Below are 12,409 nucleotides of genomic sequence, written 5' to 3'. Positions count from 1 at the left end.
AAAATGAAAGCTATAAATAAAATTTTTACCCGCTCGCTGGTTCTGCTTGGTGTTGTAGCAATGAGTGCGTGCTCCGATAAACTTGACGTTCAGGAAGGTCAATTAAATACAGGTGATTTGGATTACACTAACACCTCAGAAATGATTGCGCCTCTTATTGGAGGATATTATGAATTTGCCACACGTGGATGGGAAGAACCTCTCCTTTTAGCTGTGCGGGGAGATGATGTCAATGCAGGAGGTTTAGGTGACCAACAGCCATTTGCAGATACAGATAGGTATAACTATAACAAAGATTATTGGATGTACAACTCCTTATGGAATGTGCATTACAATGACATAATAAATATGAATACGGCGATACTGCAAATCGAGAATTATAAGGAATTTGCGACAGGAGACGATATTGCCAGAGCTGATCAATATATTGCAGAATTAATGGTTTTACGAGCCTGGTTCCATCTCAATCTTGCACGGGTTTGGAGTGACGTTTTTATTATCACTTCCAATCAGCCTGAAGCTGAAATTGAGGAAGGAGTTTCCAGTAAAGAAGAAATAATGCAGTTTATTTCCGATCAAATGGATATGGCAATTCCTAATCTACCCGATCTTAGACCAAATCAACGTACGGACATTGAAGGAGGGGTTACAAGATATACCGCCTACGCCATAAAAGCATTAGCGCAACAGGAACTGGAAAATTACCAGGGGGTTGCAGATGCTACGGTGCTATAATCGAATCTGGTTTATTTTCTCTTTATCCCGATTTTTACGACCTATTTAAAAAACCAGGAGAATTAAGTGATGAGAGTTTACTTGAGATGCAATTCTCCGATTTTGGTACACCTACAGGGGACCAGGTATATCATTTATATGCACCGTTTGGACCTCAAAACTGGACACCTGCTCGTGCAAATGCCTCCAGTGGCTGGGGCTTCTATGAGCCAAGTTTTAAGTTTATAAAGTTTATGATAGATAGGGATGAGACGGTACGGCTTGAAACCAGTGTGTTATTTACTGACAAAGGCATTGATTCCCTAAGAACAGTTGGTGTTACTGATATTCCGGGTTTCGTTTCAAATACTACGAGATCTGGCGATATGATTAATGACTTTGCCAGAGGGGTATTTTCTAGCGGGAAGCACTATTTACCTTCCAATCAGTTAACAACCGGGAGAAATGATTACGGTGCAGGAAAAAATATGATAGTCATAAGGTATTCTGAAATACTTTTAATGTATGCTGAAGCCTTAACACGTGGAGCTTCCGGTTTGGGAATGACAGCAGATGAAGCTGTAAACCTTGTGAGAGAAAGGGGCGATATGCAACCAATATCCAATGTTACTACTCAACAGGTTCTCGATGAGAAATTTGCAGAATTAGCTTTGGAGTGGGGAATTCGTTATTATGATATGATCCGGCTAAATAATTATTCAGAATTAAGCTATAATGGAAGAACATTTACTGCGGCAGATGAATACCTGCCTTATCCGCAGGCACAGGTTGATGCATTACCCTTAGAGGCCACTCCTGTGAATAGAGATACTCCAATGAACGCTGTACTGTCACAATTAAATAATTGATCAATGAAAAATTTAAATATAAAATACCTGGGACTTGTGACCTGTTTATTTCTGTTTGTTGGATGTGAATATGAAGGTATAGATCCTATTACCTCAGTTGATCCGGGACAGGATGAGGCGAGTCCCGTAATTACTATTAGTAACCCTCCTGAAGGCATGGTTATTAATGAAGCAACAGAGCTTTCATCTCTTGAAATCAACCTGAAGGTGGAAGACGACATCGAATTACAGGAAATTGTGGTTCAGGTGAATGGAGAGAACGTGGCGACCTATACTGAATTTACTGACTATCGTATTGCACTCAAAAAATTCATGTATGAGGGTATAACCTTTGGAGAACATACTGTTACTGTGACTGCAACAGATATGGATGGCAATGTTACCAGTAAAACCGTTAATTTTAAAAAGGAACCTCCTTATTCCCCAAAATATGAAAATGAAGTCTTCTATATGGGATTTGAAGGAGCGTATATGGACCTGCTTTCTTTAACAACTGCTCAGCAAACAGGTACTCCTGGATTCTCTGAAAATTCTTATGAAGGTGCAAGATCTTATAAAGGAGCAAATGGGGCATATCTTTCTATCCCGCTGCCGGAATTAGGAAATGATTTCACCGTCGCGTTTTGGTATAATTTAAATACTTCAGCTGATAGAGCTTGTATTTTAACTGCAACAGATGACAGCGATCGCAACCAGGGATTTAGGTTCTTTAGGGAACCAGCTCCGGGAGATGCTACAAAACAAGTTTTTAAGCTTAATGTTGGAACCGAATCTGGTGATATTTGGAACGATGGAGGAACAATACCTGCTGCGGATTCAGATTGGATGCACATCGCCTTTACATTTACTTCAGAAGGAACTGTGATTTATTTTGACGGAGTTCCAGTTCGTTCAACGGAACTCTCCAACGCTCAGGTTGACTGGACGGGAGTGGATAACTTAGTGATTGGGTCAGGTCTTAACTTCGAAGGATGGGGACATAATTCAGATCCCAGTTTAATAGACGAACTACGCCTCTTTGATGTTGCTTTAACTGCAGAGGAAATTGACGAAATGGTAAATCCTGATGGAGGACCTTTATCACTTTATCTGCCATTTGATGGAGATTATAAGGATGTGGTGTCGGACAGAACAATAACTGTAGTGGGAACTCCCGGCTTTGCAGGCGAGAGTGTTGAGGGTACAAATGCTTATGCTTAGTGCAACAGGTTCTTACCTTACTTTCCCATCAACTGGTTTATTAGAGGATGAATTTAGTACCACCTTTTGGTATAAAGTAAATGCCGATCCTAACCGTGCAGGTATAATTACAGTTAGTGCTGTAAATGCAAATGGTCCTAACTTAAATAATCTGAACTATGGGTTCCAGTTATTTAGAGAAGGAGATGCAGCCAGCCAACGTATAAAGGCCAGTGTAGGTACCGGAGAGGGAAATAGCTGGAATGATGGGGGGCTTATCAACGTAACAGCTGGTGAATGGGTGCATGTTGCTTTTACCATTTCTGAAACTGAAAGTAAAATCTATTTAAATGGAGTACTACAGAATACTGGAACAGTCACCGGGGGAGTGGATTGGACAGGAGCTGACTTAATTTCGGTAATGTCCGGTGCTCCAAGATTTACTGAATGGAATCATTTGTCAGACCGAAGTTATATTGATGAACTTCGTTTTTATAACGTAGTTCTTTCTCAGGAAGAAATTCAGGCTGCAATAGCCGAATAAGAAAAAGATTCCGTTACGGTTAGGTGCCGGAATCTTTTCTTTTTTATCTAAACCGGAAAAATAACGGGAGGATAAGACATCCTAAAACTTACTAAAAAAAGACCTTTAATAATTTAATCTTATAAAAAGATTAGGTCTGTGCGGTCTGCCGTAATATTAATCTAATGAAGGCTGAAATGTTTAGACACTTTTATGTTGTAGGAATTTTAATGCTGATTTTTGCCTGTTCAAATGATGATGGTCCCGGTTACCAGGAACCTTACATCCCCAATCCCGGTAACGGTAATGGCAACGGGAATGGAACTGAGGAACCTTTAAGTGATGATGAATTACTGGACCTTGTTCAACAACAAACATTTAAATATTTCTGGGATTTTGCGGGAACAAATTCAGGTCTTGCACGTGAGCGTTCACAGGCTGATGCATATAATGGGGAAGGAAGGAACATTATTACAATGGGAGGTTCAGGGTTTGGAATAGCATCTTTCCCTGTGGCTGTGGAGAGAGGCTGGATAAGCCGTGAAGAAGCCGTGGGAAGAATGGAAAAGATGCTGGACTTTCTGGAAAGTGTTCCTACGTATCATGGGGCTTTTTCTCACTGGTACAAAGATGATACTGTTCAAACCCGACCTTTTAGCGAACTTGATAACGGGGGTGACCTGGTCGAAACCGCTCTTTTAATGCAGGGTTTGTTAATAGCCAGTCAATATTTTTCAGAAGAAGATGAAATCGTAAACAGAATTACAGCCTTATGGGAAGCTGTGGAATGGGATTGGTACACCCGGGATCAAAATGTGCTTTACTGGCACTGGTCCCCTAATTATGGATTCCAAATAAATCTAAAAATTCAGGGGTGGAATGAAGCTCTCATAGTGTATGTCCTTGCAGCGTCTTCTCCCACTCATCCTATTGAGCCGGAGGTATACCACGAAGGCTGGGCATCTAATGGAGGGATTGTAAATAACAGTCAGCATTACGGGATTAATTTGCCGCTTGGCCCACCTTACGGAGGTCCTTTGTTTTTTGCTCATTACTCCTTTATAGGTTTGGATCCTACTAATCTTTCTGACCAATATGCCAGATACTGGGATCAAAACAAAGCTCATAGTATGATTCATTACCAATACGCTATTGATAATCCTCAAAATTTTGAGGGCTATGGAGAGAACTCCTGGGGTTTTACTGCCAGTGACAGTTACCAGGGTTACGAGGCTCATAGCCCATCAAATGACAAAGGTGTTATTACACCTACCGCTGCCCTCTCTTCATTTCCTTACACTCCGGAGCAATCAATGAAAGCCCTAAGGTATTTCTATGAAGAAAAAGGGAGCAGGCTTTGGGGACCTTATGGATTTTATGATGCTTTTTCTGAAGAACAGAATTGGTATGCTAATGGCTACCTCGCTATTGATCAGGGACCTATTATAACAATGATAGAGAATTATAGAACTTAGTCTATTATGGGATCTTTTTATGCAGGACGAAGATGTACAGGCAGGGCTTGATAAACTGGGATTTTCATACTAAAAATTTAAAGCAGGGGTCAATAATTCTAATGTTGATCCTGTGCGTTTTAAATTGGAAGTATAACAAGTAAAAAAATCCACTAATACTAAACAAATTATGAATTATCGTAAAGCATATATTTTTATTCTGACTCTACTCACTGTTCTGGGATGTAAAGAAAATCAAGACAAACAACTTGCAGTTAATGAAGAAGTAGAAAAAACAGATAGCTTATCTCAGGAGGCTTTACTCGATACTGTTCAAAAGCAAACGCTGAAATATTTTTGGGATTATGCCGAACCAAATTCAGGTATGGCGAGAGAGCGTTTTCATCCCGATGGGGATTATCCCAGGAATGATGCTCATGTTGTCACAACAGGAGGTTCCGGTTTTGGATTAATGGCTATAGTTGCGGGAATGGAGCGGGAGTTTATTCCTCGTGATTCTGCTGTGGCAAGATTAAATAAAATAGCCGATTTTTTGGCTAATACCACGAGATTCCACGGAGCATGGCCTCATTGGATAAATGGCGAAACGGGCGAGACTCAGGCATTTAGTGACAAGGACAATGGAGGTGATATTGTAGAAACTTCATTTCTTGCACAAGGCCTTATAGTTGTAAGAGAGTACCTTAAGAACGGGAATGAACAGGAAAAAGCAGTTGCTGCGAAATATGACGAATTATGGAAAGGTATAGAATGGAACTGGTACACAAACAACAAAAATGGAATATACTGGCACTGGTCTCCAATTTATGAGTGGGAAATGGACTTTATGATCGAGGGATATAACGAATGTCTTATTACTTATATAATGGCAGCTTCCTCGCCTGAACATGCTATTCATCCCGATGCTTACCACGATGGCTGGGCGCGAAGCGGGAGTATTACTACTGATGTTGAAGCATTTGGGATTCCCTTAATTCTGAAACACAACACCAGGGGAGATATGGGAGGCCCTCTCTTTTGGGCTCATTATTCTTATCTGGGATTAAATCCAAAAGGTCTAAGTGACAAATATGCAAATTATTGGGATTTGAATGTGAATCACAGTAAGATCAATTATCTCTATGCCCAGGAAAATCCGAGAGATTTTGATACCTATCACGATGCTTCCTGGGGGCTTACTGCTAGCTATACAAAGAATGAGGACGGGAGTGTGGGTTATGCAGCTCATTCTCCAGATGAAGACCGTGGAGTGGTCTCCCCAACGGCAGCAATAAGCTCTCTTCCTTATACTCCGGGAGAATCTTTGCGAGCTATAAGATATTTTTATGAAGATCAACATGATCTTTTATGGGGTCCGGCCGGGTTTTATGATGCTTTTAGTCTTGAAGGAGAAGATTGGGTGGCCAAAAAATATCTGGCTATAGATCAGGGACCAATAGTAGTAATGATAGAAAATTATAGATCAGGCTTGATCTGGAACCTGTTTATGGGTGCTCCTGAAGTGCAGGAAGGACTTGGCAGATTAGGGTTTACTTCTGAAGAATATGGGCAAATAGGTAATAAATAATAGTATTTTAGACCTCGCAGGTTTCAAAAACCTGTGAGGTCTAACTTAACTAATGATTGTGAGGTCTTCACAACAAAAAAAATTTTATATGAAAAGAACATTTACTTTTTTAACCTTATTTCTCTTTTTAGTTGCAGCTTCAGCACACGCTCAGGATCTTCAAGATTACCAAAAAGCAGAGTTTATTCAGAATAATGACACGCTGAATTACAGAATCATGTTTCCGAAGAATTTTTCAGAAGATAAAAAATATCCTGTTGTATTATTTCTTCACGGTGCCGGGGAACGGGGAGACGATAATGAAGCGCAACTCGTACACGGGGGGAAATTGTTTGTGGAGAAAAGAGATGAGTTTCCTGCGATTGTAATTTTTCCGCAGGCTCCAAAAGAAGATTATTGGGCAAATGTAGAGGTAGAGCGGGATTCTGTTCCATATCAATTTCATTTTAAAAATACAGCTGAACCCACACAGGCTCTCAGCTTAGTTATGGGTTTAATGGATTCTATTACAAAACAAAAATATATAAACCAGGATAGGATCTACATTGGCGGACTTTCCATGGGCGGAATGGGAACTTATGAAATGCTCTACAGGAAACCGGAAATGTTTACCGCTGCTATCGCCATATGCGGAGGTGCAGATCCTGAAATTGTAAAAGAGTATCCTGAAGATTTTAATATCTGGATCTTTCACGGAGAAAAAGATGACGTCGTTTTACCCAAGTATTCCAAAATAATGGCGAGGGAAATAAACTCCCGGGGGGCTAACGCAAAATTATCTTTATATCCGGAAGATAACCATAACAGCTGGGACACAGCTTTTGCAGAACCAGAACTATTACCCTGGTTGTTTTCCCATAATAAAAGCGATAGAAAATAGAGAACTGACATTAGACAAAAATGAAAGGCTTTGGTTATATAATTACATCAGCAGTTTTATTATTTAATGGAATGCTTCATTCGCAGGAAGTAGTGCCGGAAACCTATATAAATCCATTAGATATTGATTATACCTATATGGTATACAATTCAAGCAACAATATTTCCTACCGTTCCGGGGCAGATCCTGCTGTAATTGAATTTAAGGGAGAATACTATATGTTCGTTACCCGATCATTTGGATACTGGCATTCAAAAGATCTTATTAATTGGGAATTTATTAAACCTAAACAATGGTATTTTGAAGGTTCAAATGCCCCTACAGCCTTTAACTATAAGGATTCACTTGTATACTTTGCGGGAGATCCTGCGGGATACGGAAGTATTCTTTATACCGATGATCCCAAAAGCGGAGAATGGACACCTACTGCTTCTATTTCTAACAACATCCAGGATTCGGAATTATTCATCGATGATGATGGAAAAGCTTACCTGTACTGGGGCTCGTCCAACGTTCATCCTCTTCGTGTAAAAATGCTGAATAAAGATGATCGGTTTTTGGAAACCGGGGTAGAAAAAGAACTTTTTAATCTGGTGGAAGAAGAACATGGCTGGGAACGCTTCGGGGAAAATAATTTTCACCCAACTTTAAAGGAAGGTTATATGGAAGGTGCCTCTATGACCAAGCACGACGGCAAATATTATTTGCAGTATGCGGCGCCGGGTACCCAGTTCAATGTTTATGCAGATGCTGCTTATATTGGGGAAACTCCGTTGGGGCCTTTTAAATATATGAAAAACAATCCCTATAGTTTTAAGCCCGGAGGGTTTGCCAACGGTGCAGGACATGGGATAACGGTGAAACAAACTAATGGACAATACTGGCATTTTGCTACTATGGCCCTGGCTTCCAATTCACATTGGGAACGCTAGCTCTCTATGTTTCCAACATATTTTGATGATGAAGGTTTGATGTATACAAACACAAGCTACGGCGATTATCCACTCTTTGGCCCTGATCATCCCACCAAAGCAGGACAGCATAGTGGCTGGATGTTGCTTTCCTATAAAGGGAAGACAACCGTCTCCTCTTCCGCAAAGCAAATCAGGAAAAGTACTGCTACCGATGGAGATTTTGATATTACTGAAATGCCACTGGAAAAGAATAGCAAAGGTGAAATTACATCAAAAGTGCTAACTGATGAAAGTCCAAAATCATTCTGGGTTGCCGAAGCAAATAATGATGAACAATGGGTTCAGATCGAAATGTTGTCTCCCGGAAATATTTATGCATTTCAATTAAATTTTCACGATGAGGAGTCCGGAATCTACACCCGGACTGAAGGTTTACGCCATATAGTTTACCCTGCAAGTTTCAGAAGATGGGAATAATTGGAAAACTGTTGTTGACAGAAGTAAAAGTTTTGAAGATGCACCAAATGCATACATAACCCTAAACGATCCTGTGAAGGCAAAGTACGTACGCTACAATAATGTGGAAGTCCCGGGAAAAAATCTGGCATTGTCTGAAATTAGGGTTTTTGGAAAAGGTCTGGGCAAAAAACCTGCAAAGGTTAAAGGATTCAATATTACAAGACAGGACGACAGGAGAGACGCTTCTTTTAAATGGGAACCTGTGAAGGGAGCCCAGGGTTATAATATTCGATGGGGCATAGCGCCGGATAAGTTATATCAGTCCTGGTTACTTTATGACGTAAATGAACATTTTATGAGGAACCTGGATCGTGATACTCCTTACTATTTCAGCATTGAAGCTTTTAATGAAAATGGGATTTCAGAAAGAACTCAGGTTCAGGAAGTGAAATAATAAATAAGCCAATAATAATTTTAAAGAATAACTATAATGAGAAAATTGAATCTTTTATTCGCCCTCCTGTTTATTATGGGACTGTCCTCTCTTCGGGCACAGGAGCAAATTCCTGAAGTTGAAGAACTTCTTGCAAAAATGACTTTGGAAGAAAAAATAGGTCAGTTGAATTTGTTGACCCCGGGAGGCGGAGTAGCTACAGGATCTGTTGTGAGTGAAGATGTGGAAGCAAAAATAAAAGCCGGAAATGTAGGAGGCCTATTCGGGGTTTCCAGTCCGGAGAAGGTTCGTCAGGCACAGGAAATTGCTGTGAATTCTTCCCGGTTAAAAATTCCGCTACTTATAGGATCAGATGTTATACATGGATATAAAACAACATTCCCAATCCCGTTAGGTCTTTCCTCCAGCTGGGATATGGAGTTGATAAAAAGAACAGCACAGGTCGCTGCAAAAGAAGCAACTGCCGATGGGATTAACTGGAATTTCTCTCCAATGGTAGATATTTCCAGGGATCCGCGTTGGGGCCGTGCTGCTGAAGGAGCAGGAGAAGATGCTTATTTAGGATCTCAGGTTGCCCGGGCTATGGTTGAAGGCTACCAGGGGGATAATTTTTCTGCACCTAATACTATGCTCGCTACCGTAAAACACCTCGCACTATATGGCGCTGCAGAAGGTGGAAGAGACTACAACCGCGTTGATATGAGCCGCACAAAAATGTTCAATGAATATTTGCCTCCCTACAAGGCTGCGGTAGACGCGGGGGTTGCTAGTGTAATGACTTCTTTTAATGATATAGATGGAGTCCCTGCAACCGGAAACAAGTGGTTACTGACGGATCTCCTTAGAGACAGATGGAGATTTGACGGATTTGTAGTTTCAGATTATACTTCAGTTAATGAAATGATCGCTCATGGAATGGGAGATCTTCAGGCAGTATCTGCACTGGCTCTTAATGCAGGACTGGATATGGATATGGTGGGGGAAGGTTTTCTTACCACTCTAAAGAAGTCTGTCGAAGAGGGAAAAGTAACCGAAGAACAAATTACCACAGCTGCAAGAAGAATTCTGGAGGCTAAACATAAATTAGGTTTACTTGAAGATCCTTACAGGTATTCAGATGAAAGCAGGCCTGCAAAAGATATTCTTTCCGCAGAAAATAGAAAGCTTGCACGAGAAGCTGCTGCGCGTTCTTTCGTTCTGCTGAAAAAGGAAGGAAATATTTTGCCGCTGAAGAAGAATGCAAAAATTGCATTAATAGGTCCTCTTGCCAATGATAAGTTCAATATGCTAGGTACCTGGGCTCCAACAGGGGACAATCAATTATCTATTCCTGTTTTGGAAGGAATGAAAAATGTTGCTCCTGGCGCTACTATTACCTATGCTAAAGGTGCAAACATTGTTGATGATGAGGCGTATGCCAAAAAAGTAAATGTCTTCGGACCAAAAATTGAGATTTCCAAAGAGTCTCCTGAGCAATTGCTGAAGGAGGCTATGAAAGTTGTAAAGGCTTCAGATGTTGTTGTAGCCGTAGTTGGAGAAGCTTCAGAAATGAGTGGGGAAGCAGCCAGCAGAACAGAAATTTCCATTCCTGAAAGTCAGAAAAAGTTGATTAGAGAACTTGCTAAAAGTGGAAAACCTGTGGTATTGGTGGTTATGAGTGGAAGACCTCTCACTATTCCTGAAGAAATGGAATTGCTAGGTAAGTATCTTACAGGTATGGCACCCCGGTGTAGAAGCCGGAAATGCTATAGCCGATGTTCTTTTTGGGGATTATAATCCTTCAGGAAAGTTAACTGCCACCTGGCCCAGAAGTGTTGGACAAATCCCGATATATTACGGTATGCGCACAACGGGAAGGCTTAGCAGCTTCCGAAGAATTTCAAAAGTTTCAATCTAATTACCTCGATTCTCCTAACTCTCCTTTACTTCCATTTGGACACGGGCTTAGCTACACAAATTTTGAGTATTCAGACATAAAAGTTAACAGTGAGAAACTTTCAGAAAACGGAAGTATAACGATTTCAGCGAAAGTAAGTAACATCGGGAATTATGAAGGCGAGGAAGTAGTTCAGCTATATCTACATGATAAAGTGAGAAGCATTACGCCACCTATGAAAGAACTGAAAGGATTTCAAAAAATATTTCTGAAAAAAGGAGAATCAAAAACGGTAGAATTTCAAATTACTACAGAAGATCTTAAATTTTATAATGCCAACATAGAGCACGTTTACGAGCCGGGGGAATTTGAATTTTTCGTTGGAGGTACTTCGGCATTGGAACCTTCAGGAAGCTTTACGGCGGAATAATTATTAAAATGAGTTGAGAATTGCTGTATATGTGTTTAAAAAATAAAGGGAAAATGAAGTAAATTCTCCGGGAAGAAAGAAATCACTTTCTGGAAGGACGCTTTGGAACATATAGTCCTCCTGGGATTAGCATCAAAATAATAAAGCAGCACAGGTTCTATAATTAAAAAAATAAAATCAGTATTAATGCTATAACAAATAATGTATGAAATCAACAAACTACTTTATTAGCCTATTATTTTTCCTGTGTTTTGCTATAATTATCCCGTCAACATTTATAGCCTGTGAAAAGGAAGACCAGCTGGAAGAACCCAGGAGGGAGCTTGCAATTGAATTGGAATCTGCTCGCTTAAAGGTAGGTCAGGATATAGTTCTAAAGCCTATTTTCAGTAATTATTCTAAGCAACAGGAATATGTGTGGGAAGTTTCCGATCCTGCAGTACTTGAAGTAAGCTCAGTTTCTGCCAGCTATGATGCGACGATAACAGCTGTTGGGGAGGGAACTGCTACTGCAACCATACGAACTAAAGATGGCTCACAAGAGGCTTCAACGACTATTCAAACCGATCTTATAAAGGAAACAGAAGTTAGTATCCCTGCTACTATTACTGCTCATACCCAGTCCACGGTTAGTATAGTTCCTGAATTCAATCTGGTAGATGTTCCGGCCAGATCATATTCCTGGACATCCAATCCCGAAGGAATTATTTCTTTTGAAACCGATCCTAACACTTATGCAGTAGAAATACAGGGACTCGTAGCAGGAACGACTGAACTTACCATTACTTCAGGTGATGGAGAAGTAGTAGGTTCTACAACCGTTACTGTAGTAGATGATAACAGTGCTACTGATGGAGTTCTAAAAATTCTGGCTATTGGGAACAGTTTTTCTGAAGATGCCATAGAATATTATTTATACGGTCTGGCTAATGCTGCTGATCAGGAAATAGTTATTGGAAATTTATACATAGGAGGAGCAGAGTTATCTCAACATGTTGCAAATGCCAATTCCAATGCTAATAGTTACAGTTATAGAAAAGTTGGTTTAACCTAGTGATAAAACAACTGC

Annotated in this window: 10 protein-coding genes and 3 pseudogenes; all 13 read left to right on the top strand. The window is 40.3% G+C overall.

Features of this window, described 5'->3' with window-relative positions:
* Positions 1 to 3 precede the first annotated feature (3 nt).
* The 13 genes and pseudogenes from LZ575_RS23555 to LZ575_RS22535 all read left to right on the top strand — a co-directional run bounded on the left by LZ575_RS23555 (position 4) and on the right by LZ575_RS22535 (position 12,394).
* On the top strand, positions 4 to 735 hold the full coding sequence (locus LZ575_RS23555) for a RagB/SusD family nutrient uptake outer membrane protein (protein WP_311196058.1): 732 nt from the start codon (positions 4 to 6) through the stop codon (positions 733 to 735).
* Positions 736 to 821: 86 nt separating this feature from the next.
* Positions 822 to 1,583, top strand: a complete 762-nt coding sequence (locus tag LZ575_RS23550) for a RagB/SusD family nutrient uptake outer membrane protein (RefSeq protein WP_311196057.1) — start codon at positions 822 to 824, stop codon at positions 1,581 to 1,583.
* A 3-nt stretch (positions 1,584 to 1,586) separates the two neighbouring features.
* Positions 1,587 to 2,783 (top strand): LamG domain-containing protein, encoded by a 1,197-nt coding sequence (locus LZ575_RS10110; protein WP_235330509.1) that lies wholly within the window; start codon positions 1,587 to 1,589, stop codon positions 2,781 to 2,783.
* Complete coding sequence (locus tag LZ575_RS10105) at positions 2,770 to 3,306, top strand: LamG domain-containing protein (RefSeq protein ID WP_235330508.1); 537 nt, start codon at positions 2,770 to 2,772, stop codon at positions 3,304 to 3,306. Before LZ575_RS10110 ends, LZ575_RS10105 begins: the two co-directional genes overlap by 14 nt.
* Before the next feature lie 176 nt (positions 3,307 to 3,482).
* Positions 3,483 to 4,833, top strand: a pseudogene (locus LZ575_RS10100) (glucoamylase family protein).
* 96 nt (positions 4,834 to 4,929) lie between these two features.
* Positions 4,930 to 6,327 carry a glucoamylase family protein gene (locus LZ575_RS10095; RefSeq protein WP_235330507.1) on the top strand — a complete coding sequence of 466 codons (1,398 nt, stop codon included), beginning with the start codon at positions 4,930 to 4,932 and terminating at the stop codon, positions 6,325 to 6,327.
* An 88-nt stretch (positions 6,328 to 6,415) separates the two neighbouring features.
* A complete protein-coding gene (locus LZ575_RS10090) occupies positions 6,416 to 7,207 on the top strand; it encodes a prolyl oligopeptidase family serine peptidase (RefSeq protein ID WP_235330506.1) in 792 nt (263 codons plus the stop codon).
* Between the two features lie 20 nt (positions 7,208 to 7,227).
* Positions 7,228 to 8,139, top strand: a complete 912-nt coding sequence (locus tag LZ575_RS10085) for a family 43 glycosylhydrolase (RefSeq protein ID WP_235330505.1) — start codon at positions 7,228 to 7,230, stop codon at positions 8,137 to 8,139.
* Positions 8,140 to 8,145: 6 nt separating this feature from the next.
* Positions 8,146 to 8,598: a hypothetical protein gene (locus LZ575_RS10080; protein WP_235330504.1), complete on the top strand. Its 453-nt coding sequence runs from the start codon at positions 8,146 to 8,148 to the stop codon at positions 8,596 to 8,598.
* Positions 8,573 to 8,653: pseudogene (locus LZ575_RS10075) on the top strand (hypothetical protein); the annotation flags it as partial. The gene LZ575_RS10080 and the pseudogene LZ575_RS10075, both read left to right, overlap by 26 nt.
* Before the next feature lie 18 nt (positions 8,654 to 8,671).
* Positions 8,672 to 9,034: a fibronectin type III domain-containing protein gene (locus LZ575_RS10070; protein ID WP_235330503.1), complete on the top strand. Its 363-nt coding sequence runs from the start codon at positions 8,672 to 8,674 to the stop codon at positions 9,032 to 9,034.
* Positions 9,035 to 9,070: 36 nt separating this feature from the next.
* Positions 9,071 to 11,340, top strand: a pseudogene (bglX, locus tag LZ575_RS10065) (beta-glucosidase BglX).
* Positions 11,341 to 11,545: 205 nt separating this feature from the next.
* On the top strand, positions 11,546 to 12,394 hold the full coding sequence (locus LZ575_RS22535; protein ID WP_255702926.1) for a DUF4886 domain-containing protein: 849 nt from the start codon (positions 11,546 to 11,548) through the stop codon (positions 12,392 to 12,394).
* Positions 12,395 to 12,409: the final 15 nt, after the last annotated feature.

Origin of the sequence: Antarcticibacterium sp. 1MA-6-2, from assembly GCF_021535135.1 — a bacterium.
Classification (GTDB): domain Bacteria; phylum Bacteroidota; class Bacteroidia; order Flavobacteriales; family Flavobacteriaceae; genus Gillisia.
The sequence above is the reverse complement of the archived record's forward strand: the minus strand, read 5'-3'. Positions and strand labels throughout refer to the sequence as shown.

Bases quoted from the DNA above. Each gene is read 5' to 3' on its own strand.
- LZ575_RS10085 (WP_235330505.1), top strand. From the start codon at position 7,228: ATGAAAGGCTTTGGTTATATAATTACATCAGCAGTTTTATTATTTAAT.
- LZ575_RS23550 (WP_311196057.1), top strand. From the start codon at position 822: ATGCAATTCTCCGATTTTGGTACACCTACAGGGGACCAGGTATATCAT.
- LZ575_RS10090 (WP_235330506.1), top strand. From the start codon at position 6,416: ATGAAAAGAACATTTACTTTTTTAACCTTATTTCTCTTTTTAGTTGCA.
- LZ575_RS22535 (WP_255702926.1), top strand. From the start codon at position 11,546: ATGAAATCAACAAACTACTTTATTAGCCTATTATTTTTCCTGTGTTTT.
- LZ575_RS10095 (WP_235330507.1), top strand. From the start codon at position 4,930: ATGAATTATCGTAAAGCATATATTTTTATTCTGACTCTACTCACTGTT.
- LZ575_RS23555 (WP_311196058.1), top strand. From the start codon at position 4: ATGAAAGCTATAAATAAAATTTTTACCCGCTCGCTGGTTCTGCTTGGT.
- LZ575_RS10080 (WP_235330504.1), top strand. From the start codon at position 8,146: ATGTTTCCAACATATTTTGATGATGAAGGTTTGATGTATACAAACACA.
- LZ575_RS10105 (WP_235330508.1), top strand. From the start codon at position 2,770: ATGCTTATGCTTAGTGCAACAGGTTCTTACCTTACTTTCCCATCAACT.
- LZ575_RS10110 (WP_235330509.1), top strand. From the start codon at position 1,587: ATGAAAAATTTAAATATAAAATACCTGGGACTTGTGACCTGTTTATTT.